A 26,565-nucleotide genomic window follows, 5' to 3' on the forward strand; every position below is an offset into this window, starting at 1 on the left:
AAACCCAAGACCTCCTGTGTGGAGGTCCAACATTTTTTGTTGCTCTCAAGAAAGGCTTGTATGACTGTTTCCGACACCATCACCACGACCCAGGGCGAACTGGAAAAACTGGTGTCCGACCTGCGCGGGCTGCTGGCCAGCAAGGACCTGGACGCCGTGCCCGACATCAAAGTGCTGCGCCAACGCCTGGACGATGGCCTTCACAACGCCCGTGAATCCGCCGTCCGTGCCGCGCAGGACGCAGCACGCCAGGCCAAGGACGCTGCCCTCGCCGCAGACCGCTATGCGCACGATGAGCCATGGCGTGTGGCCGGTGCCGCTCTGGCCGTGGGCGCCCTCGTGGGCTTCGTGCTGGCCCGCCGCTAACCTGGTGCCGCGCCCTATGAAGCAAAGGTTCGGAGACCGTCCATGAACTGGTTGTCCATTCTGGGGCTGGAAAGCTTGGTGTCGCGGTGGCGTGCCAACGTCATCGAGGCTGCCATCGCGACCGAAGACCGCATGGATCTGGCGCGCCTGGAGTGGCAGGATCAGAAGCAGCGCTTGCAGCAGATGCTGGTGCTGACCATTCTGGTTGCAGGCCTCACGGTGGTGGCGCTGATCATGCTCTCTCTGGCCGTCCTCGTGCATTTTTGGGACACGCCACAGCGTACGCTGGTGGCCTGGATCGTTGCAGGTGTCTGGGTGGCCGGATGGGGCGCAACATTGCTGTCGCTCGTTTCGGTGGCCAAGCGGGCCAGTGATGGCTTTGCATTGACCCGCCGAGAACTGGCGCAAGACTGGCGTGACATCAAGGAGCGTTTGTAATGGCCGCCGCATCTCCAACCACTGCCGTCCCTGACGTGGCGGACCTTCCGCCCCCCACGGATGCGCAGCAAAAGGTCATTGACCGCATTGCCACCCAGCGCGCGCGCCTGCGTGCGCGCCGGGTTGCGCGGGCCCAGTCCCTGGCGCTGTCACGGCAACGTGAGGGCGCGGGCGGGATCGATGAATCCATGGCACTGCGCCTGGCAGGTTTTGCCCGCGAACATCCCGTGGCCATGGTCGCGATGGCGGGTGTGGGCCTGGTGGCGGGGCCTCGTCGTCTGATCCGTTGGGCTGGCGTGGTGTTGCCGCTGTTGATGCGGCTGCGCCGCTGAGCGCTGCGCGAGTGCATCCCAAGGCCGCTGTCGTACAGCGGCTTTTTTTTGCCTTCCGGCCGGCGAGAAGGGTGTTTATCGCGCCATGGCCTTGATGGCCTTGGCCGCTTTGACCACCAGACCCGGGCCTTCATAAATGAGGCCGGTGTAGATCTGCACCACGTCCGCTCCCGCGCGGATCTTGCTCACAGCGTCTTGCGCGCTCATCACGCCACCGACGCCGATGATGGGAAACTGCGGCCCCAGCGCTGCACGCAGCTGCCGGATCACCTGGTTGCTGGCCTCCAGCACGGGTGCGCCGCTCAGCCCCCCCGTTTCCTCGGCGTGCCGCAGGCCTTGCACGGCAGTGCGCACGATGGTGGTATTGGTGGCGATCACGCCGTCCATGCCATGGCGTGTCAGGGTGGCTGCAATCACGGCGACCTGCGCTTCATCCAGGTCCGGCGCAATCTTCACGAACACGGGCACGCGCCGGGCATGGCGCGTGGCCAGGACTTCGCGGCGCTCCGCGATGGCCCCCAACAAGGCGTCCAGCGCCGCATCGCTCTGGAGGGCGCGCAGGTTCTGCGTGTTCGGCGAGCTGATGTTGACCGTGACGTAGTCGGCATGGGGATACACGCCCTCCAGGCAGGTCAGGTAGTCGCTGGTGGCGTTCTCGATGGGGGTGGTGGCGTTCTTGCCGATGTTCAGGCCCAGCAGCAGGGGGTGGCGTCGGGCTTGCGTGGTGCGAAAACGTGCCTGCTGCACGTTGTGCAAAAAGGCATCCAGCCCCTCATTGTTGAACCCCAGGCGGTTGATGAGCGCACGGGCTTCGGGCAGGCGGAACATGCGTGGCTTGGGGTTGCCAGGCTGCGCCTTCGGGGTGACGGTGCCCACCTCTACAAAACCAAACCCCATGGCGCCCAGCGCATCGATGCAGCGGGCGTTCTTGTCCAGGCCTGCCGCCATGCCGACGCGGTTCGGAAAGGTCAGCCCGGCCAGTTGCACGGGGTCGTCCACCGTCTCGTTGCACCAGGCCCACTGCAGGGGGGTGCGCTGACCGCGGGCCAGCATGTCCATGGTGAGTTCATGCGCAGCTTCGGCATCCAGGCCGAAGAGGAAAGGGCGGGTCAGGGCGTAGGGGATCAGGGACATGGAGGTGTGGCGGGGGATAATTGCGCAATAACCTCCGATTTTCTCTCATGACGACCTCCACCTCCCTCTCCCAAGACGAACTCAAGACCCTGGTAGGCCAAGCCGCGTTGCAATACGTGGTGCGCGGCGAGATAGTGGGGGTGGGCACAGGCTCCACGGTGAACAAGTTCATCGATGCGCTGGCCGGCATGAAGGACGAGATCAAGGGTGCGGTCTCCAGCTCGGTGGCCAGCACCGAGCGCCTCAAGGCCCTGGGCATCCCGGTGTTCGATGCGAACGAGGTCGAATCGCTGGCGGTCTACATCGACGGCGCCGACGAGATCGATGGCAAAGGCCACATGGTCAAGGGCGGCGGCGCTGCGCTCACCCGCGAAAAGATCGTGGCGGCATTGGCGAGCCGGTTTGTGTGCATCGCCGACGAATCCAAGCTCGTGGCCGCGTTGGGCAAGTTCCCGCTGCCGGTGGAGGTCATCCCGATGGCCGCCCAGCACATCACGCGCCGGTTCGCCGCGATGGGCGGCACCGCCAGCCTGCGCCTCAAGGACGGCCAACCCCTGGTCACTGACAACGGTCAGCACATCCTGGATGTCACGGGCCTCTCCATCCAGGACCCGCTCGCATTCGAGTCCGAGATCAACCAGTGGCCCGGTGTGGTGACGGTGGGGGTATTCGCGCACCAGAAGGCGTCGGTGTGCCTGCTGGGTACCGCCCAGGGTGTCAAAACCTTGGCTTATTGAACGGCTCCGGAGCCACGCAGAAAACACAAAGGGCCGTAGTGACGGCCCTTTGTGTTTGGAGCTCCGCGGCGCCAGTGCGTCGGCACCTGCGACCCGCGGAATGGGTGGATATCAGAAACGGATACCGGCGGGGTTGCTGGGACTGGGTCCTTCATTGACAGGAGCCGGGGGCCGCACCCGTGAATTGGTGGCTGCCGGCGGTGCAGACGCTGATGCAGGCGAAGCAGCTGGTTCTGCCGCCTTGACTGCCACCAGGGGCGTCGGCGTCGGAGCCCGATAGTTGCGTGGGAGTTGAGATTGCTGGGGATACCCTGCCGTGTCCAGGTACTGGGACCACTCGCCTTCCGAGAAGCCTATGAGATGCTGACTCCCGATCGTGCCAAACGGCAGGCTGGTGTTGTTGCTCAATTTTTGAAGCGCCGCGATATCTTCATTGCTCGTGACCGTGCGCTCCGTGAACGGAATGCCCCGCGATGTCAGGAAGGTACGCGCCGACGTACACGGTGTGCAGTCATTGCCTGTGTAGAGCGTGACGGGAAATCGACCGGCGACCTGGCGCAGCGAGGCCGGCAGATTGTCGTTGGCAGAAGCCGGTGCCGTGCCCGTCATGCGCGCCGGTTGTGCGTTTCCTTCCGCGGGCGGGCGGTCCGAAAACGTCACCTTGCCGTCGGGACCGACGATGCGATAGACGCCTTGCGCATGGGCGCCGGCACAGGCCAGTGTCATCAGCAAAGATGCCAGCAAAGGGGCGGTCAGGGGCTTGTGCATGCTCGATTCTCCTCACTCATTCGGGGGCTGGTCCGTCGGCACGGGATGCATAACAAACACCGCACATGCTTCGGGCTCCATGTCTTGTTCACGCGGCTGGCGCTTGCGCCATGCCCTGGTGGCGCAGCAAGGCGTCCAGATTGGGCTCGCGGCCCCGGAACGCCTTGAACGACTCCATGGCAGGGCGGCTGCCGCCAGCCTCCAGGATGGCCTCGCGGTAGCGGCGCCCTGTCTCAGTGCTGGGCAGGCCATCGCTTCCGGCGGTCTCTTCGAAGGCGGCGTAGGCGTCGGCGCTCAGCACCTCGGCCCACTTGTAGCTGTAGTAGCCTGCCGCGTAGCCGCCGGCAAAGATATGGCTGAAGGTGTGGGCCGTGCGGCTGAAGGCAGGTGGCGTGAGCACCGAGACCTCGTCGCGCACCTGGGCCAGCAGGGGCATGAAGTCCTTTGCCGGGTCGTGTTCGGTGTGCAGCAGCATGTCGAACAGCGAGAACTCGATCTGGCGCAGCGTCTGCATGCCGCTCTGGAAGTTCTTGGCCGCAATCATCTTGTCGAACAGCGCGCGGGGCAGCGGTGCGCCGGTGTCCACATGGGCCGTCATGTGCTTGAGCACATCCCATTCCCAGCAGAAGTTTTCCATGAACTGGCTGGGCAGTTCCACCGCATCCCACTCCACGCCGCCGATGCCCGAGACGTCGCGTTCATTCACCTGGGTCAGCATGTGGTGCAGGCCATGGCCGAACTCGTGGAACAGCGTGATCACGTCGTCGTGCGTGAGCAGCGGCGGCTTGCCATCCACACCACTGGCGAAGTTGCAGACCAGGTGCGCCACCGGGGTCTGCAGCACGCCGGTATCGGGGCGCAGCCAGCGGGCGCGCACGTCGTCCATCCAGGCGCCGCCACGCTTGCCGGTGCGGGCCGGCTGGTCCAGGTAGAACTGGCCGACCAATGTGCTGCCACGCTCGATGCGATAGAACTCCACCGCGGGGTTCCACACCGGCGCGCTGTCGCGGCGGATGGACACCTCGAACAGGGTCTCGATGATCTTGAAAAGGCCCGCCAGCACCTTGGGCGCCGTGAAGTACTCCTTGACCTCCTGCTCGCTGAAGGCATAACGCGCTTCCTTGAGCTTTTCGGAGACATAGGGCCAGTCCCAGGCCTGTGGATTGGAGAGCGAAAGCTTTTCTGCCGCAAAGGCGCGCAGGTCTGCCACATCTTTTTCGGCATAGGGGCGCGCGCGGCGGGCCAGGTCGCGCAGGAATCCGACGACCTGTGCGGGCGACTGCGCCATCTTGGGCACCACGGAGACTTCGCCAAAATTGGCGTAGCCCAGCAGCTGGGCCTCTTCACGGCGCAGCCCGAGGATCTCGCCGATCAGCGCCGTGTTGTCGAACTTGCGCGCATCGCCTTGGGCCTGGTCGGAGGCGCGGGTGACGTACGCGTGGTACAGCTTCTCGCGCAGGTCGCTGCGCGTGGCGAACTGCATCACCGGCAGATAGCACGGCATCTTCAGGGTGAGCTTGTAGCCGTCCTTGCCGTCGGCCTGCGCGGCTGCGAGCGCGGCCTGCTGCACATCGGACGGGATGCCGTCCAGCTCGTCGGCCGTGGCGTAGTAGGCGTAGGCGTCGGTGGCATCCAGCGCGTTCTCGCTGAACTTCTGGGACAGCTCGGCCTGGCGCTCCTGGATCTGGGCGAAGCGCTCCTTGGCGGCACCCGTCAGCTCAGCGCCGCTGAGCACGAAGTTGCGCACGGCGTTGCGGTGCGCCTGGCGCTGCTCGTCCGTGAGCGTGGCGGGGTCGATGGCCTTGTACTTGGCGAACAGGCGTTCGTCGGCGCCCAGCCGCGTCCAGAACTCGGTCACGCGGGGCAGGGCGGCGTTGTATGCGGCGCGCAACTCGGGGGTGTCCGCCACGCTGTTGAGGTGGCTGACCGCGCCCCAGGCCATGCCCAGCCGCTCGGTCGCCACGTCCAGGACCTTGGCGATCGCATCCCAGCGGGCCGGGAAGTCGGGTGCCGTGACGGTTTCCAGGGCCGCACTGGCCCGTTCGAGCAGCACATCCATGGCGGGCGCCACGTCGTCGGGACGGATGCTGTCAAAGGGGGGGAGGCCGGTGAAGTCGAGAAGGGCGTTGCTCATGCGAAGGTAGATGACGCCGAGGGGCGTAGGTTCAAGTTGCAAGGCAGCCAGCGCATGTCGCCGGTGGTCGTCTGGGCTTTCGGCCCGCGCTCAGCGGGCCGCAGTGCGCTCGGCTGCCTCGATGGTGTTCACCAGCAGCATGGTAATGGTCATGGGGCCGACCCCGCCAGGAACGGGGGTGATCCAGCCGGCGACTTCCTTGACGCCGTCGAAGTCCACGTCGCCGCAGAGCTTGCCGTCCGCCTTCCGGTTGATGCCGACGTCGATGACGATGGCGCCGGGCTTGACCATGTCGGCAGTCAGCGTGTTGGCCCGGCCTACGGCCGCCACGACGATGTCTGCCTGGCGGGTGTGATAGCCCAGGTCCGGCGTGCCGCTGTGGGTGACGGTCACGGTGGCGTTGGCCTGCAGCAGGAGCAACGCCATGGGCTTGCCCACGGTGTTGCTGCGGCCGATGACGACCGCGTGCTTGCCCTTGATCGACTGCCCCGTGGATTCGATCAGCTTCATGCTGCCGTAAGGCGTGCAGGGGCGAAACCCGTCCAGGCCCGCCATGAGCTCACCGGCCGACAGCACGGAGTACCCGTCGACGTCCTTGGCCGTTGCGATGGCCTCGATCACCTTGTGCGGGTCGATGTGCTTGGGCAGCGGCATCTGCACCAGGATGCCGTGCACTGCCGGGTCGGCATTGAGTGCAGCGATGCGATCGAGCAGCTTAGCTTCGGTCAGATCGGCGTCGTACTTTTCGAAGACCGAACGCACGCCGCTGTCCTCGCAAGCCTTGATCTTGTTGCGCACGTACACCGCCGAGGCCGGATCTTCGCCGACCAGGATCACCGCCAGGCCCGGTTGGTGGCCGCGTGCGGTGAGAGCGGCTGCGCGCTGCGCCACGTCGGCGCGCAATTGTCGGGAGAGGGCGTTGCCGTCGATGAGCTGTGCTGTCATGTCAAAAATACCGGATCAAAATGGCCGCTGCCGCTGGTCTGTAGAGCGCAAGCAGCTATGAAAATGTGAGCAATGCTATTGGTTCAGCTCAGCCCTTGGGTGCGTTCTGTCCGAGGGCGATCTTGAGCAGGTCGGCTACGGTGTTGGCGTTGAGCTTTTCCATGATGTTGGCGCGGTGCGCTTCCACCGTCTTGATGCTGATGCCCAGGTCGTCGGCGATCTGCTTGTTCAGGCGGCCGGCGACGATGCGTTCGAGCACCTGGGCTTCGCGGCTGGTGAGCTTGGAGAGCAGGGCGTCGCGGCTGGCGGCCTGCTGGTAGCCGGCGAAGGCTTCGCGGGCGTGGTCCAGCATGCGCTCGACCAGGCCGACCAGTTCTTCTTCGTTGAACGGCTTCTGGATGAAATCCAGCGCGCCCTTCTTCATGGTGTTCACCGCCATGGGCACGTCGCCGTGGCCGGTGATGAAGACGATGGGCAGGGGGGACTTGCGCTCGATCAGGCGGTCCTGCAGCTCCAGGCCGGTCATGCCGCCCATGCGGATGTCGACGATCAGGCAGGCCACCTCGCGCGGGTCGTAGCGCGACAAAAAGGTCTCGGCCGAATCAAAGCAGCGCACCCGGTAGTCCTTGCCTTCCAGCAGCCACTGCAGGGAATCGCGAACCGCCTCGTCGTCATCCACCACATAGACGGTGCCTTTTTTCGGAATCAAGCTCATGCAATTGTCCTTGGGTTTTGTACGTTTGCTACAGAATTTGTAGTGGCATCCGCAGGTTTGGCAAGCGGCAGCCAGAAGAAGAACCTGCAGCCAATGACCTCTGTTCCATTGTAGAGGTTCTCCGCCTGCATCCGGCCCTGGTGCGACTCGACGATGCTGCGGCACAGGTTCAGCCCCATGCCCATGCCTTCGGCCTTGGTGGAGAAGAACGCCTCGAACAGCCGCTCCAGCACCTCGGGCGCGAGACCCTTGCCGGTGTCCTGCACCGAGAACTCCACGCCCTGCCGGTCTTCGATGGTCTTGGGCACGACCCGCAGCTCCACGCTGCGGCCAGCCACCGGGCGGTCGGCATGCTGGATGGATTCGGCGCCGTTCTTCATCAGGTTCACCAGCACCTGCTCGATCAGGATGGTGTCCGCCATCACCGGCGGCAGGCGCGCAGCCACGTAGTGCGTCAGGCGCACGTTGTGGCGGCGCAGTTCGATGTCGGCCAGCTCCACGGCCTCGTTCACCATCGAATGCACATCGGCCAGCGTGCGGTTGGGTTCGCTCTTCTTCACGAAGGCGCGGATGCGCTGGATGATCTGGCCCGCACGCTGCGCCTGGTGCGCCGTCTTCTGCAGCGCGGTCAGCAGGGCCTCTTCGGTCAACTGCCCGCTCTGGATGCGCGAGACCATGCCGCTGCAGTAGTTGTTGATGGCCGTGAGCGGCTGGTTCAGCTCGTGCGCCACGCTCGACGCCATCTCGCCCATGGTGATCAGGCGGCTGACCGACTGGGCGCGCTCGGCCTGGCGCGAGGCCTGCTCTTCGGCCTGGCGGCGCGGCGTGATGTCGGTGGCAATCACCATCTGCGCCAGGCGCCCGTCCACCCAGTTCAGGTAGCGCGAGCGCACTTCCAGCCACTTGCCCAGGTCGGGCAAATAGATCTCGGCGTTCTCGGTGCGGGCGCTGGTGAGCGGGTCGGTCGGCAGGCCCATCAGCCCGTCCTCGTCGTCCATGCCCGTGGGGTTGTTGCCGGCCACGGGCACCACGCCGGCCTGCGCCACCAGCTGCAGGTGCCCGCCGGTCTGCGAGCCGAACCACTGGCGGTAGAGCTTGTTGGCGAACAGCAGCTCCTCGCTGCCCAGCGGCGCCACCGACACCGAGGCGTCCAGCGACTCCAGCACGATGGTGAAGCGCTCGTGCGAGGCCGACAACTGCTCGCGGATGCGGTTGGGCTCGGTGATGTCGGTCATCGACGTCATCCAGCCGGTCTGGTGGCCGCGCGCGTCGATCAGCGGCGACACGTACAGCCGCGCATCGAACAGGGTGCCGCTCTTGCGCCGCACCCGTACCTGAAAGCCACCCACGATGGTCTTGCCCGAGAGCTCGTCGCGCAGCTTGGCGTGCAGCGCTTCGTGGTCGGAATCAGGCCAGTAGGGGAAGGGCGCCTTCAGGCCCACCAGCTCGGCCTCGCTCCAGCCCGTCATCTGGCAGAAAGCGGCGTTCACGTAGGTGATGCGGCCTTCCATGTCCAGCGCACGCATGCCGGTCAGGATGGAGTTCTCCATCGCGCGGCGGAAGTTGGTCTCGGCCACCAGGGCCTGTTGCGCCTGCATGCGCCGGCGCGTGTGGCGCCAGGTGGCGATCAGCATCCACGCGGTCATGGCCGAGAGCGTGCCCACCAGCCAGAACAGCCCGCTGCCCACCACGCCCAGGGACGTGCGGTAGGCCTGTGCCTTCAGCACCAGGCCGTTACCCACCGGCGATACGGGCACTTCATATTCGTTGGCACGCGATGCCCACGGCAGAAACTGCGTGGCGGTATTGCGCGGCCCCAGCGGCGTGCCGGCCAGCACCTGGTTCTTGCCGTCCAGCAGCGTCACGGCATACCGTGCCAGCACCTCGGTGGGGGTGCCGTAGCGCAGCAGGCTGTCGATGGAATATTCGCCCAGCACCACGCCGCTGAACTTGCCCTGGTTGTTCAGGGGCACCTGCAGTTGCAGCAACGGCGTGGTGTCGCCCGCCGTCACGGCCGGCTGGGCATACACGGGTTGCTGCAGGTCGCGTGCCAGGCCGAAAGTGTCCGCCGTGTCGCCGGGCTTGAGCACTTCGCCCGCGATGCGCAGCTCGCTGCTGGCCAGTGTGGGGGCGGCGTGGCTGGCGCGGATGCGGCGGCGCTCGTCGATCCAGGTGATGGCCTGCAGCTCGGGGTACTGGCTGATCAGGGTCTCGGCGCGGCTCACGAATTCGGAGCGCTCGAGCTCCTGGTTCGACAGGTCGCGCGCAATGCGCATGAGCTGCTCCTGGCGCTCCAGCAGCCGCAGCCGCACGCGCTGCTGGGCGTATTCCACATCACGGCGCAGGGCTTCCTGTTCGCGTTCGGCCTCTTCGGCCCTCAAATACCAGAACGCCGCCACGATGGCCGCCAGAAACATCAGCACCGCAGCCAGCGGCGCCAGGGCGGCAAACCGGTCCTGCCGGGTGGGCGACAGCCCCCGCCACCACTTGCGCCACCAGCGGATCGGGGCGGCCACGGGGGAGGCCGTGGGAGGGGAGGTGGTCGGCAGCGGGTCCATCCTCCGAGTGTAGGTGAGGCGTGTGGCCCTGCTGGCCCCGGTATTTTGTGCGTTTGCAGCATTTTCTTGCAATGTGAAATGCAAAAGCACCATTTGAAATTGGTAAAAAATATGCGAAACTAGAGCCAACGACCTAAATTTGCTGCCACATCTACAGGAGACAAACATGTCAGCTCAGCCCGACCAAGAGGCCGGTTTCGGCATCGGCACGGACGCCGATCAGCAGGAAACCCGTGAATGGATGGACGCCCTGTCCGCCGTCATCGACAAGGAGGGCCCTGAGCGCGCCCATTTCCTGCTCGAGCAACTTCTCGAACACGCCCGCCAGAGCAGCATCGACATGCCGTTCTCCGCCAATACGGGCTACGTCAACACCATCGAAGCCGACCAGGAAGCCCATTGCCCTGGCAATATCGCGATCGAAAAGCGCCTGCGCGCCTACATGCGCTGGAACGCCATGGCCATGGTCGTGCGGGCCAATCGCCTGAATCCTGCCGACGGTGGCGATCTGGGTGGCCACATCGGCTCGTTCGCGTCCGTCGCCAGCATGTTCGGCGCCGGCTTCAACCACTTCTGGCACGCTGCCAGTGAAGACCACGGTGGCGACCTGCTGTACATCCAGGGCCACAGCTCGCCCGGCATCTACGCCCGCGCCTACCTCGAAGGCCGCCTGACCGAAGAGCAGCTCGACAGCTTCCGCCAGGAAGTGGATGGCAAGGGCCTCTCGAGCTACCCGCACCCCAAGCTCATGCCCGAGTTCTGGCAGTTCCCCACGGTGTCGATGGGCCTGGGCCCGCTGATGGCCATCTACCAGGCGCGCTTTCTCAAGTACCTGCACGCCCGCGGCATTGCCGACACGGCCAAGCGCAAGGTCTGGGTCTTCTGCGGCGACGGTGAAATGGACGAGCCCGAATCGCTGGGCGCCATCGGCCTGGCCGCGCGTGAAAACCTGGACAACCTGGTCTTCGTCGTCAACTGCAACCTACAGCGCCTGGACGGCCCGGTGCGCGGTAACGGCAAGATCGTGCAAGAGCTCGAAAGCGAGTTCCGCGGCAGCGGCTGGAACGTCATCAAGCTCCTGTGGGGCAATGGCTGGGACACCCTGCTGGCGCGCGACAAGACCGGCAAGCTCAAGCAGCTGATGATGGAGACGCTGGACGGCGACTACCAGGCCATGAAGGCCAACGACGGCGCCTTCGTGCGCAAGAACTTCTTCGGCAAGTACCCCGAAACGGCCAAGCTGGTCGAGCACATGAGCGACGAAGAGATCTTCGAGCTGCGCCGCGGTGGCCACGAGCCCGCCAAGGTGTACGCCGCGTTCCACGCCGCCAACGAGCACAAGAACCAGCCCACGGTGCTGCTGGTCAAGACCGTCAAGGGTTATGGCATGGGCAAGGCCGGTGAAGGCAAGAACACCGTGCACCAGACCAAGAAGCTGTCGGACGAAGACATCAAGTACATCCGCGACCGCTTCAACATCCCGATTCCGGACAGCCAGCTGGCCGACATCCCCTACTACAAGCCGGCCGACGACACGCCGGAAATGCAGTACCTGCAAGAGCGCCGCAAGGCCCTGGGCGGCTACCTGCCCAAGCGCCTGCCCAAGGCCGAAGAGAGCTTCACCGTGCCCTCGCTCGACACCTTCAAGGCTGTGCTGGAGCCCACCGCCGAAGGCCGTGAAATCTCCACCACCCAGGCGTATGTGCGCTTCTTGACGCAGCTGCTGCGCGACCAGGCCCTGGGCCCGCGCGTCGTGCCCATCCTGGTGGACGAGGCCCGCACCTTCGGCATGGAAGGCCTGTTCCGCCAGATCGGCATCTACAACCCCAAGGGCCAGCTGTACACCCCGGTCGACCGCGACCAAGTGATGTACTACAAGGAAGACAAGGCCGGCCAGATCCTGCAGGAAGGCATCAACGAAGCCGGCGGCATGGCCAGCTGGATCGCCGCTGCCACCAGCTACAGCACGAACAACCGGATCATGATCCCGTTCTACGTGTACTACTCGATGTTCGGCTTCCAGCGCATCGGCGACCTGGCCTGGGCGGCCGGTGACATGCAGGCCCGCGGCTTCCTGCTGGGCGGCACGTCCGGACGCACCACGCTCAATGGCGAAGGCCTGCAGCACGAAGACGGCCACAGCCACATCCTGGCCGGCACCATCCCCAACTGCGTGAGCTACGACCCGACCTTCGCCCACGAAGTCGGCGTGATCATGCACCACGGTCTGAAGCGCATGGTCGAGCGCCAGGAAAACGTCTTCTACTACCTGACGCTGCTCAACGAAAACTACCCCATGCCCGGCCTGCAGCCCGGCACGGAAGAGCAGATCATCAAGGGCATGTACCTGTGCAAGCAGGCGCCCGCCTTGGCGGCAGACGCACCCACCGTGCAACTGCTGGGCAGCGGCACCATCCTGCGCGAATCCTTCTTCGCCCAGGAACTGCTCGAAAAGGAATGGGGCGTGGCCGCCAGCATCTGGAGCTGCCCCAGCTTCAACGAACTGGCCCGCGACGGCCAGGACGTGGAGCGCTGGAACCTGCTGCACCCCACGGAAACCCCACGCACGTCCTTCGTGGCCGAGCAACTGGGCAAGACCACGGGCCCCGTGGTCGCATCCACCGACTACATGAAGAACTATGCGGACCAGATCCGCTCGTTCATCCCGGCCGGCCGTACCTACAAGGTGCTGGGCACCGACGGCTTTGGGCGCAGCGACTTCCGCAGCAAGCTGCGTGAGCACTTCGAGATCAACCGCCACTACATCGTTGTGGCGGCCCTCAAGGCGCTGTCCGAAGAAGGCAAGGTGCCTGCGGCCAAGGTGGCAGAAGCCATCGCCAAGTACAACATCCAGGCCGACAAGGTCAACCCGCTCTACGCATAAATCGAACCGGAGACAACAATGGCATTGGTCAACATTCAAGTCCCGGACATCGGCGACTTCGACGAAGTCGGCGTGATCGAGCTGCTCGTCAAGCCTGGCGATACCGTCAAGGCAGAGCAGTCGCTCATCACGGTGGAATCGGACAAGGCATCGATGGAAATCCCGTCGAGCCACGCGGGCGTGATCAAGGAGATCAAGACCGCCGTCGGCGACAAGGTCAAGCAGGGCTCCGTCATCGTCGTGCTTGAAGCGGCAGACGCTGGCGCTCCTGCGGCCGCTCCGGCTGCAGCACCCGCGCCGGCATCTGCACCCGCACCCGCTGCAGCACCCCAGGCCGCAGCACCGGCTCCCGCTCCTGCAGCGGCGCCGGCCGCTGCATCGGGCCCGGTGGAAGTGCGCGTCCCCGACATCGGTGACTTCAAGGACGTGGCCATCATCGAGATGCTGGTCAAGGTCGGCGACACGGTCAAGGTCGAGCAGTCGCTCTTCACCGTGGAGTCCGACAAGGCCTCCATGGAGATCCCTTCGCCCGCCGCTGGCGTACTCAAGGAACTCAAGGTCAAGATCGGCGACACCGTGAACATCGGCGACCTGGTCGCTGTGCTGGAAGGTGCAGCCGCGCCTGCGGCATCTGCGCCGGCACCTGCAGCCGCCCCGGTTGCTGCTGCTGCTGCTGCGCCTGCAGCCCAGGCAGCCGCCCCAGCACCGGCTCCGGCCCAGGCCGCTGCGGCAGCACCTGCCCCGGCAGCGGCGGCCGTGCCCGCCCACCAGCCCGGCACGCCCACCCCCGGCCTGCCGCACGCATCTCCCTCCGTGCGCAAGTTCGCCCGCGAACTCGGCGTGCCGCTCGACGAGGTCAAGGGCACCGGGCCCAAGGGCCGCATCAGCCAGGACGACGTGCAGGCTTTCACCAAGCTGGTGATGAGCGGCGCCACCCAGACCAAGGCCCAGGCCGCCAAGGCGCCCGCGGGCGGCAGCGGTGGCTCCGGCGCAGGCCTCGATCTGCTGCCCTGGCCCAAGGTCGACTTCACCAAGTTCGGCACGGTGGAGCGCAAGGACCTGTCGCGCATCAAGAAGATCAGCGGCGCCAACCTGCACCGCAACTGGGTGATGATCCCCCACGTCACCAACAACGACGAGGCCGACATCACCGAACTCGAAGCCTTCCGCGTCTCCACCAACAAGGAGAACGAGAAGAGCGGCGTCAAGGTGACCATGCTCGCCTTCGTGATCAAGGCCGTGGTGGCCGCGCTCAAGAAATTCCCTGAGTTCAACACCAGCCTGGACGGCGACACACTCGTCTACAAGCAGTACTACCACATCGGCTTTGCGGCCGACACGCCCAACGGCCTCGTGGTGCCCGTGCTCAAGGACGCCGACAAGAAGGGCATCATCCAGATCAGCCAGGAGATGGGTGAGCTGGCCAAGAAGGCCCGCGACGGCAAGCTCGGCGCTGCCGACATGCAGGGCGGCTGCATGTCCATCAGCTCGCTGGGCGGCATCGGCGGCACGCACTTCACCCCCATCATCAACGCACCCGAAGTGGCCATCCTGGGCCTGTCCAAGGGCCAGACCAAGCCCGTGTGGGACGGCAAGCAGTTCGTGCCGCGCCTGGTGCTGCCGCTGTCGCTGTCGTACGACCACCGCGTCATCGACGGTGCATCGGCTGCGCGCTTCAACGCCTATCTGGGCCAGGTGCTGGCGGACTACCGCCGCATCCTGCTGTAACAAGGAGACCCTGGTATGGCAATCATTGATATCAAGGTTCCGGACATCGGCGACTTCGCCGAAGTGGCGATCATCGAAGTGCTGGTCAAGCCCGGCGACACCATCAAGGCCGAACAGAGCCTGGTCACCGTGGAGTCCGACAAGGCCTCCATGGAGATCCCCTCCAGCCACGCCGGTGTGGTCAAGGAGCTGAAGGTCAAGCTCGGCGACAAGATCGCCGAAGGCTCGGTGGTGCTCACGCTCGAAACGTCGGATGCGGCAGCTGCACCGGCGCCAGCGCCTGCGGCTGCTCCAGCCGCGGCATCTGCACCCGCAAGTTCTGAGCAAAAAGCTGCTCCAGCGCCCGCGGCACAAGCGCCAGATGCTCCTAAAATCGAAGCATCCAGCTTCGGCGGCACGGCCGACCTGGACTGCGACGTTGTCGTGCTCGGTGGCGGCCCCGGCGGCTACAGCGCCGCCTTCCGCGCGGCCGACCTGGGCCTCAAGGTCGTTATCGTCGAGCGTTACGCCACCCTGGGCGGCGTGTGCCTGAACGTGGGCTGCATCCCCTCCAAGGCGCTGCTGCACGTGGCCGCCGTGATCGATGAAGTCAGCCACCTCAAGGCGGCCGGCATCGACTTCGGCGCACCGCAGGTCAACATCGACACGCTGCGCGGCCACAAGGACAAGGTCATCGGCAAGCTCACCGGCGGCCTTGCCGCCATGGCCAAGATGCGCAAGGTGACCACCGTGCGCGGCTACGGCAGCTTCGTCGGCGCCAACCACCTCGAAGTGGAAGAGACCAGCGGCACCGCGCAGGAGAAGACGGGCACCAAGAAGGTCATCGCCTTCAAGAAGGCCATCATCGCCGCCGGCAGCCAGGCCGTGCGCCTGCCTTTCATGCCCGACGATCCACGCGTGGTCGACTCTACCGGCGCCCTGGCGCTCAAGGAAGTCCCCAAGCGCATGCTCATCCTGGGCGGCGGCATCATCGGCCTGGAAATGGGCACTGTGTACAGCACGCTGGGCGCACGCCTGGACGTGGTCGAAATGATGGACGGCCTGATGCAGGGCGCCGACCGCGACCTCGTCAAGATCTGGCAGAAGATGAACGCGCCGCGCTTCGACAACATCATGCTCAAGACCAAGACGGTGGGGGCCAAGGCCACGCCCGAAGGCATCGAGGTGACGTTCGCCGCAGCGGAAGAGGGCGGCACCGCGCCCGCGCCGCAGACTTACGACCTGGTCCTGCAGGCCGTGGGCCGCACGCCCAACGGCAAGAAGATCGCCGCCGACAAGGCCGGCGTGGCCGTGACGGACCGCGGCTTCATCAACGTCGACATCCAGATGCGCACCAACGTGCCGCACATCTTCGCCATCGGCGACATCGTGGGCCAGCCCATGCTGGCGCACAAGGCGGTGCATGAAGCGCACGTGGCAGCCGAAGTCATCGCTGGTGAACTGCAAGGCAACAAGGAACTGGCCAGCGCCGCCTTCAACGCCCGCGTGATCCCGAGCGTGGCCTACACCGACCCCGAAGTGGCATGGGTGGGCCTGACCGAAGACCAGGCCAAGGCCCAGGGCATCAAGGTCAAGAAGGGCCTGTTCCCCTGGAACGCCTCCGGCCGCGCCATCGCCAACGGCCGCGACGAGGGCGTGACCAAGCTGCTGTTCGACGACTCGCCAGAGGCCCTCGGCCACGGCAAGATCCTGGGCGGCGGCATCGTGGGCACCCACGCTGGCGACATGATCGGCGAGATCGCTTTGGCCATCGAGATGGGCGCGGACGCAGTCGACATCGGCAAGACCATCCATCCGCACCCGACGCTGGGCGAAAGCATCGGCATGGCGGCGGAGATTGCCCACGGCAGCTGCACGGACGTGCCACCGCAGAAGAAGTAATCGCGTCAGCCATAGCGCAAAAAAGCCCAGGCAGTTCTCTGCCTGGGCTTTTTTTTGTCTGCCCAAGGGGTTGCTGGGCTGTTGTCAGCCTGATCAGTACCGGAGCCCGATGCAAACCGCCCCTGTCACTTGTGCGGAATCGCAATAGGGCGTTTGCGCGGCGGTTTGGTCACCGGCTTGTTCTCTCCGAAAGCGACCTTCTCGCTGCGCTCCGAGTTCATCAGTGCGATGAAGAAGGGCTTGAGCGGCACAAAATCGAAGTTCTTTTCCACCACCAGGTACCGTGACAAAGGGCCGATATCGGCAAAGCCCGACGCTCCCGATTGCACCTGCCGAAACCGGCGGTTGGCCCCCTGTGCCAGGCCCCGGCGCTCGCGCAATGAAAGGTCCGCCAGCGGCTGCACGAAGGCGCTGCGCGCGCTGAAGCGCACCCAGGTCTGGCCGCCGGGGGGAATCGCTGTGGAGTTGACGCTGACAATTTCTGCCGCCGTGCCAAGAGGGCTGGCCGGGGAGGGCGGGCCCATCACGGTCAGGCGCAACTCCAGTTGCAGCGATTGTTCGGTGCCCTGGTTCTTGACCAGAACGTCGAGCTGACGCTTGCTGCCCGGCACCGCCTTGAAGTCGATGAACTTCAGGTTGGAAAACGGGCTGGGGTCGCCTTCTTTCCACTTCGGCGCCAACGGGGGCACTTGCGCCTTTTCCCACAACACCACGTTGTCGTTCTCGTTCGATTCGATCACGTCGCCATAACCGTCGGCGGTGATCCGGAAACCATGCTTCGATCCGAACTGATCCTTGGTGATGTTCTTGGGCAACTGCATCGAGAAGCCGATCATGCAGTCCCCGCTGCCCGGATACCCGCCCAGCTTGTCGATGTCGTGGCCCACCGCGTACATGGGGCCATCCGCTTGAGTCGGCCCGGCAAATACCTCGAACCGCACATAGAACAGCCCGGTTTCCCCCGTCGGACTCTTGGGGTCGAGGAAGGCGTCCGGTGGGCTCAGGTCGGTGCGGTAGTTGGCATTGAGCACGGTCACGTGGGCAAACCACGGCTGTGCGGGGTCGTAACAGGGCATGTCAGGCGTCGCCTGCTCGATTCCATCAAAACGGACATGCAAATTGGGTAGTGCCATGGTGCTTCGTACCGGTTGTTGTGGATGAAAAAAAGCGGTGGATGCCTTGCAAAGGACTCAGGCAAGCGCGCGCCGGCAAAGTATGTCACTGAACCTCGAAAATGGTCTCGCAATTTGTGCCGGTGTTTGTCGCCGCGCCCGCGCGCCTTCCGTTGCCGCAAAGCCCTTGTGGCGTGTGCCTGGCCCCGACATGCGGCCCCGACACATGGACGCGCCAGAGTGCCGCGCCAAAAGTGGTGGAAAATACCGGGTTTGCTGCCGCATGCCTTTCGGGCAGCGCTGCGGTCCGGTTTTTTTACTTGTTTGCTCCCTTGAGCCTGTCCATGCAAGACGTTCAAAACTCCAAGATCTCTGTCGAGAAGATCGGCGGCACTTCCATGACCGCCTTTGGCGATGTGCTGCGCCACATCGTGCTGCACGATCCCAAGCGCATCAACGGCCGGATCTACGTGGTCTCCGCGTACTCGGGCGTGACCAACCAGCTGCTGGAGCACAAGAAGACGGGCGAGCGCGGCATCTATGCACTGTTTGCCGAAGGCAAGGGTTACCAAGATGCCTTGACCCAGCTGGCCGTCAGCCTGAAAAAGCTCAACGCAGGTTACGCCGACATTGGCCTGCCGCTCGATGTGGCGGATGCCTTCATCGACCAGCGCATCGGCCAGGCGCGCGAGTACCTGGGCGCCATGCAGCACGTGCTGGCCAGCGGCTACCTGAGCCGCCACGACGTCCTGCTGGCTGCGCGCGAAGTGCTGGCCTCCATCGGCGAGTCGCACAGCGCCTTCAACTCGGTCGAGATCCTCAAGGCCAACGGCGTGAATGCCATCCTGATGGATCTGGCCGGCTTTGAAGACAACGAAGCCTGGACGATTGACGAGCGCATTGCGCAAAGCTTCAAGGGCCTCAACCTGAGCGACAAGGTGGTCGTGGCCACCGGCTACACCAAGGGCACCGAAGGCATCATGCGCGAGTTCGACCGCGGCTATTCCGAGGTCACGTTCAGCAAGATCGCGGTGGAAGTGCGCCCGGCCGAGGCGGTGATCCACAAGGAATTCCATCTGTCGTCTGCCGACCCCAACCTGGTCGGCCTGGAGAACGCCATCGTGGTCGGCGCCACCAACTACGACGTGGCCGACCAGCTGGCCGACGTCGGCATGGAGGCCATCCACCCCAAGGCCGCCAAGCCCATGGAGCTGGCCGGCATTCCGATACGCCTGAAGAACACCTTTGAGCCCGACCATCCCGGCACGCTGATCACCAAGGACTTCGTGGGCGAGCGCGCCCGCGTGGAGATCGTCACCGGCACCGACAAGGTCACGCTGATCGAGATCCACGACCCCAGCATGGTGGGCACGGTGGGCTTCGATGCCGGCCTGATGAACGTGTTCTGCAAGCACGGCGTGAGCTACATCCTGAAGGCAACCAACGCCAACTCGATCGCCCACCTGGTGTGGGACAACCAGCTCACGCCCGCCATGGTGGCCGAGCTGCAGCGGGACTATCAGATCGTGACGATCAAGCCCAGCGCCATCGTGTGCGCCATCGGCTCCAACATCAGCATTCCCGGCGTGCTGGCCAAGGCGGCGCAGGCGCTGGCCGATGCAGAGGTCAACGTCAACTGCGTGTCGCAGACGCTGCGCCAGGTGAACATGCAGTTCGTGATCGAACGCGAAGACTACAAGACGGCGGTCAAGGCGCTGAACCTGGCGCTGTGCGTGAACTCCGGCGCGCCGGTGCCGCGCGTGTGACGACGTGGCGGCAGGGGTATCGCCTGCCGTGATGTCGGTGCATAAAAGCAGATGCAGAGATCCGATGCAGGAAGCCTGCGATGGATGACCGAGAGCCCGCCTTGCGCGGGCTTTTTGTCGTCTGGGTGGACGTGAACGGGTGTGGGCAAATTTGAGGGTGTCCGCCCCACGGGTTTGCGTTCAGTCTCGTGGTGTGCCAGGCCGTTCCCAGACGGTTTGGGCTGGGCCCTGCGAGGTGCTCAGGGGAGGTGGTTCGAAGAGTTGTGCCGCGCTTCGACAGGCTCAGCGTGAACGGTTTGCTGGTCTGGAGAACACGTGGGCGTTGCTGGCGTTAGCCATGGCCGAGCAGCCTTTCGAACAGATCCGCTCCCCCCATCTGCCCGCCCTTGAGCATCAACTCCAGCCCGTGGCGTGACGGGTCTGCGCTGTGCGCGCTGCTCAGCGTAACGCCCGGGCAGACCGTGGTCTTGTACGACAGCCCCCACAACTGCAGCGCCTGCACTGCGTGGCTGGACGTGTCACCGCCGGCGATGCCGATGCGGCGCAGGGGCGCGCCGTGTTCTGCGCGGGCTTGCACCACGCGGGCGATCAGATGGGCGCTGGCCTGGGCGATGTCGGTGGACGACGCCGCAGCGGCCAGCGGCGCGCCGTCCGTGGGGCCGGTGAAGGCCAGCACGTTCTGTCCGCTCTGCAGCCCGGCGCAGATAGCGTCCTGCAGGCCCTGCGCGTAGGCCGTGTCGCCGCACAGCCGCTGGGCGTCCACGGCGATGCGGTGGTACGTGGTGGCGGCCTGCACCTGCACCGCGGTCAGGGGGGACAAGCTGCCCGCCCAGGCCAACACCGGCCCGTCGGCGGGCGCCAGCGGTGCAGCGGCCGTAGACGCCGGCTTGCCCCAGTGGGCGACCAGCGCCTGGGCCACGGCGCTGGAGCCCACGGCCAGCAACCTGGCGTGTTGCGACTGCTGCCACAGCAGGCGGCCCACGGTGGCCAACTGGCCGGGCGCGGTCAGGTCCAGCAAGGTGGGCGCCATGGCGTGGGACGCTGCGCCATGTGCCAGCAGGGCCTGCAGGGCGGCGTCCAGGGCGTCGGTAGTGGCGGCGTCGGTGGTGGTGTTGGTGGTGCCGTACAGCGGATAGTGCAGGGCGGTGATGCCATCCAGCCCCTGGCGCGCCAGATGGAGCCGGAGGTCGGCCTCGCCCATGGGCGTGACCGGGTGCTGGCGCATGGTGGGGTGCCGGTCGATGCGGTGCACGGCGCCGCCGGTGCCCGCCGCAGCGAACAGGTTGCTGAACGCGCAGTAGCGCCCCAGGCTGGGCTGCCCGCCCACGATGGGCACCCAGCGGTTGCTCACGAACGGGTGCAGGGTCTGAATGCCGCAAGCGATGTTGCCGACATGCGGGGCGCTGTCGAAGGTGGAGCACACCTTGTAGTGCAGCACCGGCGGTGCCAGCTTGTCGAAGAAGCGGCCGACAGCCGACATTTCGGCCCGCATCGCCTCTGGCGGCATGGCGCGCGCGGCGCCCGCGATGCCCACCGCATCGAGCGGCCCGGCAGCGGCCAGGGCCTCGGCGCCGGGCACGCCCATGAACAGCATCGAGCGCAGGCCGGCCTGGGCCAGCACGGCCAGGGTGTCCGTGGCGCCGGTGAAGTCGTCGCCGTACCAGCCGTACAGGGGGGCACTCGTCGTCATTGTTTATTTCTTGCCGAAGAATTCGATCGCACGGCGCAGCTCGGAGGCCTGGGTGGCGCGCTGTGCCAGGGTCTCGCCCTTTTGCACTGCGTCCCAGGCCTGCTGCAGGCTGGCCACGCCGGCAGCGGGGCCGTCCGGGTGGGCCAGAATGCCGCCGCCGGACATGAACAGCAGGTCGTTGGACTGGATGCTGTCCCACGTGGCGGGCACGGTGCCGGCCCATTGGCCGTTGGAGAACGCGGGCAGCACGCGGTCGTCCAGGCCTTCGCACAGCGGGGCCAGCGTGTCGTGGGCCGACTCGATGACTTCTTCATCGGTCTGCGAGAACTTGCCCTGCAGGCCGTGCACATGCATGTGGTCCACGCCCGCCAGGCGCCACAGTGTTTGCCAGGCGTTGAACGAAAAGCCCAGCAGCGGGTGGCGCGACAGCGCGCCGTAGCCATTGCGGTGGCCATGCAGCGCCAGCGGGCTGTGGCGGCGCAGGGTTTGCACGGCCGAGTAGCCGCACCAGTTCAGACTCACCATCACACAGCTGCCACCTTCGGCCGCAATCAGGTCGGCGTGGCGGCGCATGGCGTCGGTCTCGTCGGTGATGTTGAAGGCCACCATCACCAGCTTGCCGGTCTTGTCCTGGTGGGCGCGCACCCGGCGCATCACGGCCTTGACGCGGTCGGCCAGCGGCGCGTGAACCGGGTTGGCGCAGACCTCGTCGTCCTTGATGAAGTCCACCCCGGCAGCGCACAGGCGACCTGCCAGGTCGCCGGTTTCTTCGGCCGACAAGCCCACGTTGGGTTTGATGATGGTGCCGATCAGCGGGCGGCCCTGCACACCGGTCAGCGCGCGGGTGCCGGCGATGCCGTGGCGGGGCATGTCGAACTGGGCGCGGTAGCTGCTCGGCAGCTTCATCGACTCCAGGCGCAGCCCGGTGACCTCGCCCAGGTCGTACAGATTGCCCGACACCGTCGCGGCCAGCGTCGGCAGGTTGGGGCCGATGTTGTCGCACGGGAAGCTCACGCGCAGCCGGGCCCGCTGCCAGGTCTGCGGCGTGTCGAACATGCCGCGCCGCTGCATCCAGCCGTTGGGCAGCGAAGGGGCGGGCGCCACGTCCAGCAGCTCGACCGACTCGACCGTGGCGCGCGCACGTTCGCGCAGCGCGTCGGTTTCGCCCTCCACCCGGGTGAAGGTGCCGCACGACTGCTCGCCCGCCAGCACTTCGGCCACGTGGGCGGGGTCTAGCGGGGTTTCGATCAGGTAGGTGGCTTCAAAGCGGTCTGGGGACATGGTTAGCTTTACTACTGTTTTGATAGCTGCTAGCGCTTATGGAGCAAGCGGTAGAGGCCAATTTGACTGATGGTTATCGATCTCGGCTGGCCCTCACTCCCTCTCCCCTTGCGGGAGAGGGCCGGGGAGAGGGGGTGCAACCGGCGCGGCGCAGGTGCAGGCCCCCTCTCCCCAACCCTCTCCCGCGAGGGGAGAGGGGGTCAAACCCGGGCGCCGCTGCGGGTGCCGATGCGCGTGCACAGGCTGATGGCCCCATCTGAGATGCGCAACTCACCAGACCCCATCGACGTACAGATCAGACCTTCTTCAGATCTTAGACAGATCAGGAAAAGGCCGTACAGGGTCCGTCGTCCCATCCCAGGTTTCCGACTCCGCACGGATCAGGTCGAACATGCGCCCCTTGGGGCCGGCCACTTCCGACAGCTCGATCACCGTGCCGGGGTGGTACTCGGTGTCGAAGTAGACAAAGCGGCCTTTCTCGCCCACCTCGCCACTCATCACCGTCTTGAAGCCCTGGGCCGTCAGGCGCGCCAGGTCGGCGTCGTAGTCGCTCGTCCAGTACGCCACGTGCTGCAGCCCGGTGCGTCCGGCCCGCAGAAAGTCGCGGTACATCGACGGCACGTCGTTGCGCGTCTGGATCAGCTCGACCTGCACATAGCCCGAGTTGGCCAGCGCCACCGAGTTGTGCGGCTCGTACGACTCGCCCTGGTACACGTAGTTCTTGATCGGAACCTTGGGGTTGTAGAACCACGGGCCCACGCCCAGGGTCTTGCTCCAATAGTCCATGGCGGCTTCGATGTCGTGGACCACATAGCCAAGTTGGCGGATGGCGCCGAAATGACGACTCATAAAATTTCCTTTGGTGGTAACGGTCGGATCGGATCGAGCCAGGTCGGGGCAGGGCGCTGCCGGGCGGGGTGGCTTTACCCACCGCCCATTACGTGCCGCCCCGTCGCAGGCTTGGCTTGGCTGGTCTTGTTGGCTGCTTGCTTGCTTACTTCGCGCCGTCGATGATTTCTTTGGGGATCGGCACGCCCGCGTACTTCAGGTGGATGTCGTTGAGCTTGCCGTTGGCCAGGTTGGTCTTGATCCAGCCGTTGACGGCGGCCATCAGCTCGGGTTGGCCCTTGCGCATGGCCACGCCCAGCTGGTACGACTGCAGGATGAACTTGGTCTCGAAGTCGCGCGAGGGGTTCTTCTTGGCGATGGCCGCAATGATCGGCGGCGTGATGGCCACGATGTCGGCCTGGCCGGTGGCGGCCGCGGTGATGGAGGCAGACTCGTCGTCGAACCGCACCACCTTGGCCTGCGGTGCGCGCTCGGTCACGAGCTTGTCCTGCGGGCCACCGCGCGTCACGGCCACGGTCTTGCCGGCCAGGTCTTCAATGCTGGTGAGCTTGAGGCCCTTGGGCGCGCCCACAGCCGCCTGGATGGCGCCGTACGGGATGGAGAAGTCCACCGCCTTCTGGCGCTCGGGCGTGATCGACAGCGACGAGATGATCAGGTCCACCTTGTTGGACAGCAGGTTGGGGATGCGCGACGAGTTGGTCGTGTTCACGATCTCCAGAGTCAGGCCCAGGTCCTTGGCCAGCAGCTCGGCCGCCTCCACGTCCGAGCCCACGGGCTTCATCTTGTCGTCCACGTAGCCATAGAACGGCGCGCCAAAGTCGATGCCCACACGCAGCTTGCCGGCGGACTTGATGTCGGCCAGTTCGGCCATGGCGGGCACGCACAGGGCGGCGATGCTGACGGCCAGCAGGGTGCGGCGGAGGATGAGGGAAGTGGTCATGGTGTTGTCTCCTGGTGGTTTTTGAATAGGCAATCGAAAAGGGCAGGGATTCAGTCACAGCCCATGGGACAGAAAATCGCGCAGCTCGGCGGTCTGCGGGTTCTTGAGCATCGCGCCCGGGCCCGTCTCCCACACCTTGCCTTCGTGCATGTAGATGATGGTGTCGGCCACGCGGGCGGCAAACTCCATCTCGTGGGTGACCAGCACCATGGTCATGCCGCCCTGGGCCAGGGCCTCGATCACGCGCAGCACCTCGCCGGTGAGCTGCGGGTCCAGGGCAGAGGTCACTTCGTCGAACAGCATCACCTGCGGCTCCATCGCCAGCGACCGGGCAATGGCCACGCGCTGCTGCTGTCCGCCGGACAGTTGCTCGGGGTAGGCCTGCGCCTTGTCCGCCAGGCCTACCTGCTGCAGCGTGCGGGCGGCAATCTCGCGCGTTTTGGCCGTGGGCATGTTCTTCACGGCCTTGGGGGCCAGCGTGATGTTCTGCTCCACCGTCAGGTGCGGAAACAGGTTGTAGCTCTGGAAAACGATGCCCACGTCCTGGCGCAGCTGGCGCAGGTCGATGGCCGGGTCGTGCACCGCGTGGCCGCAGACGTTGATCGTTCCGCTGTCGATGATCTCCAGCCGGTCGATGCAGCGCAGCGCCGTGCTCTTGCCCGAGCCGCTCTTGCCGATGATGGCCACCACCTGGCCCCGGGGAATGGCAAACGACACGCCCTTGAGCACCCGGTTGCTGCCAAAGCTTTTGTGGACGTCTTTCAGTTCCACCACGGGCTTTTGTGATTGTGATTGTGACTGTGACTGTGACTGTGACTGTGACTGTGACTGTGGTTGTGGCTGTTGTTGAAGCGGTGGTTGTGCAGACAGGGCAGCTTGCGCAGAAGCTTGCATGGCAGCGTCTTGGGCCAGGTTCATGGTGTCGTCTCGTTTCATGCGGTGGTCACAGGCACAGTGGCTGGGCCACGGTTTCCAAACTGCTGGCGCTGCTCCAGCTTGCGGCTCCAGACCGACAGCGGGTAGCACATCGCAAAGTAGACGATGGCGATCAGCAGGTACACGGTGAAGGGCTGAAAGATCGAGTTGTTGATGAGCTGGCCTGCACGCACCAGCTCGATAAACCCCACGATGGACGCGAGCGAAGTGTTCTTCACGATCTGCACCATGAAGCCCACCGTGGGCGGCGTGGCAATGCGCACGGCCTGCGGCAGCACCACCAGCCGCATGCGCTGGGTGCGCGACAGGGCCAGGCACTCGGCCGCCTCCCACTGCGTGCGCGGCACCGACTCGATGCACCCGCGCCAGATCTCGCCCAGATACGCGCTGACGTAAACAATCATCGCAATGCTGGCCGCCACGATGGCCGGCAGCTCCAGCCCAGCGATGGACAGGCCGAAGTAGCACAGGAACAGCACCACCAGCAGCGGCGTGCCCTGGATGATCTGAATCCACGCAATGGTTGCCCAGCGCACCGCCTTGATCGGGCTGACGCGGCACAGCGCAATCACGCCCCCGGCCAGACCACCGCCCACAAACGCAATCAGCGACAGGCCGACGGTCCACAGCGCGCCCCACAGCAGGTACTGCAGGTGGTACGAGTTCAGTCCACCGTCAATCATTTGGCGCTCCCCAATTTGCGTTGGCGCGTGAACACGATCTGCCCGAACACCCACAGCCCCAGCCGCATCAGCAGCGACAGCGCCAGGTACGCCACCGCCACCAGGATGTAAGCCTCGAACGGGCGGAAGGTCTCGGACTGCACCCGCGCCGCCACGGCGGTGAGCTCCTCCACCGAGATCTGCGAGGTGATGGACGACGCCAGCATCAACAGCACGAACTGGCTGGTGAGCGCGGGGTACACCTTCTCCATCGCCGGGCGCAGCACCACGTGCCAGTACACCTGCCGGCGCGTCAGGCCCAGGCACTCGGCCGCCTCGATCTGGCCCTTGTGTATCGAATCCATGCCCGCCCGCATGATTTCGCAGGTGTAGGCCGCCACGTTGATCACCAGCGTCAGCAACGCCGCAGCAAACGCCGACACCTTGAAGCCCAGGCTGGCCAACCCGAAGAACACTAAAAACACCTGCACCAGCAGCGGCGTGTTGCGCAGCACCTCCACATAGGCTCCGCAGGCCTTGACCAGCCAGCGCTGGTCGCTGCGCCGGCCCACGGCCAGCAGCGTGCCAGCCACAAACCCGATCACGGTGGCCGGGAAGGACAGCAAGATAGTCATCCACGCCCCCGCCAGAAACTGGGGCCAGTTGGCCAGCACGCTGGCAAAGTCGAACTCGTACGTCATGGGTAGGG

At 65.4% G+C, this 26,565-nt stretch carries 22 protein-coding genes; 8 read left to right on the plus strand and 14 right to left on the minus strand.

The features are described from left to right. The first annotated feature begins 60 nt into the window (after positions 1 to 60). Genes ASG27_RS23070 through ASG27_RS23080 form a run of 3 tightly spaced genes read left to right on the plus strand, consistent with a single transcriptional unit; the run spans position 61 to position 1,136 of the window. A complete protein-coding gene (locus tag ASG27_RS23070) occupies positions 61 to 366 on the plus strand; it encodes a DUF883 family protein (protein WP_056421388.1) in 306 nt (101 codons plus the stop codon). Positions 367 to 408: 42 nt separating this feature from the next. Then, complete coding sequence (locus ASG27_RS23075) at positions 409 to 804, plus strand: phage holin family protein (protein ID WP_056421387.1); 396 nt, start codon at positions 409 to 411, stop codon at positions 802 to 804. Continuing rightward, positions 804 to 1,136 carry a hypothetical protein gene (locus tag ASG27_RS23080; RefSeq protein ID WP_056421386.1) on the plus strand — a complete coding sequence of 111 codons (333 nt, stop codon included), beginning with the start codon at positions 804 to 806 and terminating at the stop codon, positions 1,134 to 1,136. Before ASG27_RS23075 ends, ASG27_RS23080 begins: the two co-directional genes overlap by 1 nt. Positions 1,137 to 1,211: 75 nt before the next feature. Here the strand turns inward: ASG27_RS23080 and ASG27_RS23085 are convergent, their stop codons facing one another. Further along, the gene (locus ASG27_RS23085) at positions 1,212 to 2,270 is read right to left on the minus strand and encodes a quinone-dependent dihydroorotate dehydrogenase (protein ID WP_056421385.1); all 1,059 of its coding nucleotides are present in this window, start codon (positions 2,268 to 2,270) and stop codon (positions 1,212 to 1,214) included. A 47-nt stretch (positions 2,271 to 2,317) separates the two neighbouring features. Here ASG27_RS23085 and rpiA point away from each other — a divergent pair, with 47 nt between their 5' ends. Continuing rightward, positions 2,318 to 3,007, plus strand: coding sequence for a ribose-5-phosphate isomerase RpiA (rpiA, locus tag ASG27_RS23090; protein WP_056421384.1), 690 nt, complete (start codon positions 2,318 to 2,320; stop codon positions 3,005 to 3,007). A 111-nt stretch (positions 3,008 to 3,118) separates the two neighbouring features. On the opposite strand, the gene ASG27_RS26270 is transcribed toward rpiA, so the two are convergent. From ASG27_RS26270 to ASG27_RS23110, 5 genes are all read right to left on the minus strand, one after another. After that, positions 3,119 to 3,775 carry a glutaredoxin family protein gene (locus ASG27_RS26270; RefSeq protein WP_082486124.1) on the minus strand — a complete coding sequence of 219 codons (657 nt, stop codon included), beginning with the start codon at positions 3,773 to 3,775 and terminating at the stop codon, positions 3,119 to 3,121. 88 nt (positions 3,776 to 3,863) lie between these two features. After that, entirely contained in the window at positions 3,864 to 5,909 is a 2,046-nt protein-coding gene (locus ASG27_RS23095) for a M3 family metallopeptidase (protein ID WP_056421383.1), read from the minus strand. A 90-nt stretch (positions 5,910 to 5,999) separates the two neighbouring features. Further along, positions 6,000 to 6,854, minus strand: coding sequence for a bifunctional methylenetetrahydrofolate dehydrogenase/methenyltetrahydrofolate cyclohydrolase FolD (gene folD, locus ASG27_RS23100; RefSeq protein ID WP_056421382.1), 855 nt, complete (start codon positions 6,852 to 6,854; stop codon positions 6,000 to 6,002). 88 nt (positions 6,855 to 6,942) lie between these two features. After that, complete coding sequence (locus ASG27_RS23105) at positions 6,943 to 7,569, minus strand: response regulator transcription factor (protein WP_056168907.1); 627 nt, start codon at positions 7,567 to 7,569, stop codon at positions 6,943 to 6,945. Beyond that, on the minus strand, positions 7,566 to 10,127 hold the full coding sequence (locus tag ASG27_RS23110; protein ID WP_056421381.1) for a PAS domain S-box protein: 2,562 nt from the start codon (positions 10,125 to 10,127) through the stop codon (positions 7,566 to 7,568). The genes ASG27_RS23105 and ASG27_RS23110 overlap by 4 nt, the downstream gene beginning before the upstream one ends. Before the next feature lie 166 nt (positions 10,128 to 10,293). Between ASG27_RS23110 and aceE the strand changes: the two genes are divergently transcribed. Genes aceE through lpdA form a run of 3 tightly spaced genes read left to right on the plus strand, consistent with a single transcriptional unit; the run spans position 10,294 to position 16,620 of the window. Then, positions 10,294 to 13,011 (plus strand): pyruvate dehydrogenase (acetyl-transferring), homodimeric type, encoded by a 2,718-nt coding sequence (aceE, locus tag ASG27_RS23115; RefSeq protein ID WP_056421380.1) that lies wholly within the window; start codon positions 10,294 to 10,296, stop codon positions 13,009 to 13,011. A gap of 18 nt (positions 13,012 to 13,029) precedes the next feature. Then, positions 13,030 to 14,739 (plus strand): dihydrolipoyllysine-residue acetyltransferase, encoded by a 1,710-nt coding sequence (gene aceF / locus ASG27_RS23120; protein ID WP_056421379.1) that lies wholly within the window; start codon positions 13,030 to 13,032, stop codon positions 14,737 to 14,739. Positions 14,740 to 14,754: 15 nt separating this feature from the next. After that, positions 14,755 to 16,620 (plus strand): dihydrolipoyl dehydrogenase, encoded by a 1,866-nt coding sequence (gene lpdA / locus ASG27_RS23125; protein WP_056421378.1) that lies wholly within the window; start codon positions 14,755 to 14,757, stop codon positions 16,618 to 16,620. Between the two features lie 125 nt (positions 16,621 to 16,745). Here lpdA and ASG27_RS23130 read toward each other — a convergent pair whose 3' ends face one another. Continuing rightward, positions 16,746 to 17,696, minus strand: coding sequence for a hypothetical protein (locus ASG27_RS23130; RefSeq protein ID WP_056421377.1), 951 nt, complete (start codon positions 17,694 to 17,696; stop codon positions 16,746 to 16,748). Positions 17,697 to 18,076: 380 nt separating this feature from the next. On the opposite strand from ASG27_RS23130, the gene ASG27_RS23135 reads away from it, so the two are divergent. Beyond that, on the plus strand, positions 18,077 to 19,498 hold the full coding sequence (locus ASG27_RS23135; RefSeq protein WP_056421489.1) for an aspartate kinase: 1,422 nt from the start codon (positions 18,077 to 18,079) through the stop codon (positions 19,496 to 19,498). A gap of 331 nt (positions 19,499 to 19,829) precedes the next feature. On the opposite strand, the gene ASG27_RS23140 is transcribed toward ASG27_RS23135, so the two are convergent. The 7 genes from ASG27_RS23140 to ASG27_RS23170 form a co-directional block, all read right to left on the minus strand. Beyond that, a complete protein-coding gene (locus ASG27_RS23140; protein WP_056421376.1) occupies positions 19,830 to 21,188 on the minus strand; it encodes a four-carbon acid sugar kinase family protein in 1,359 nt (452 codons plus the stop codon). A gap of 3 nt (positions 21,189 to 21,191) precedes the next feature. Continuing rightward, positions 21,192 to 22,469, minus strand: a complete 1,278-nt coding sequence (locus ASG27_RS23145; protein ID WP_056421375.1) for a ribulose-bisphosphate carboxylase large subunit family protein — start codon at positions 22,467 to 22,469, stop codon at positions 21,192 to 21,194. Positions 22,470 to 22,775: 306 nt separating this feature from the next. Further along, positions 22,776 to 23,318, minus strand: a complete 543-nt coding sequence (locus ASG27_RS23150; RefSeq protein WP_056421374.1) for a VOC family protein — start codon at positions 23,316 to 23,318, stop codon at positions 22,776 to 22,778. Positions 23,319 to 23,463: 145 nt separating this feature from the next. Further along, entirely contained in the window at positions 23,464 to 24,258 is a 795-nt protein-coding gene (locus ASG27_RS23155; RefSeq protein ID WP_056421373.1) for a transporter substrate-binding domain-containing protein, read from the minus strand. Positions 24,259 to 24,312: 54 nt separating this feature from the next. Next, entirely contained in the window at positions 24,313 to 25,176 is an 864-nt protein-coding gene (locus tag ASG27_RS23160; RefSeq protein ID WP_442854108.1) for an amino acid ABC transporter ATP-binding protein, read from the minus strand. A 14-nt stretch (positions 25,177 to 25,190) separates the two neighbouring features. After that, on the minus strand, positions 25,191 to 25,877 hold the full coding sequence (locus ASG27_RS23165; RefSeq protein ID WP_056421371.1) for an amino acid ABC transporter permease: 687 nt from the start codon (positions 25,875 to 25,877) through the stop codon (positions 25,191 to 25,193). Next, on the minus strand, positions 25,874 to 26,557 hold the full coding sequence (locus ASG27_RS23170) for an amino acid ABC transporter permease (protein ID WP_056421370.1): 684 nt from the start codon (positions 26,555 to 26,557) through the stop codon (positions 25,874 to 25,876). Before ASG27_RS23170 ends, ASG27_RS23165 begins: the two co-directional genes overlap by 4 nt. Between the last annotated feature and the right edge of the window lie 8 nt (positions 26,558 to 26,565).

The organism is Acidovorax sp. Leaf191 (genome assembly GCF_001424425.1).
Lineage (GTDB): Bacteria > Pseudomonadota > Gammaproteobacteria > Burkholderiales > Burkholderiaceae_C > Acidovorax.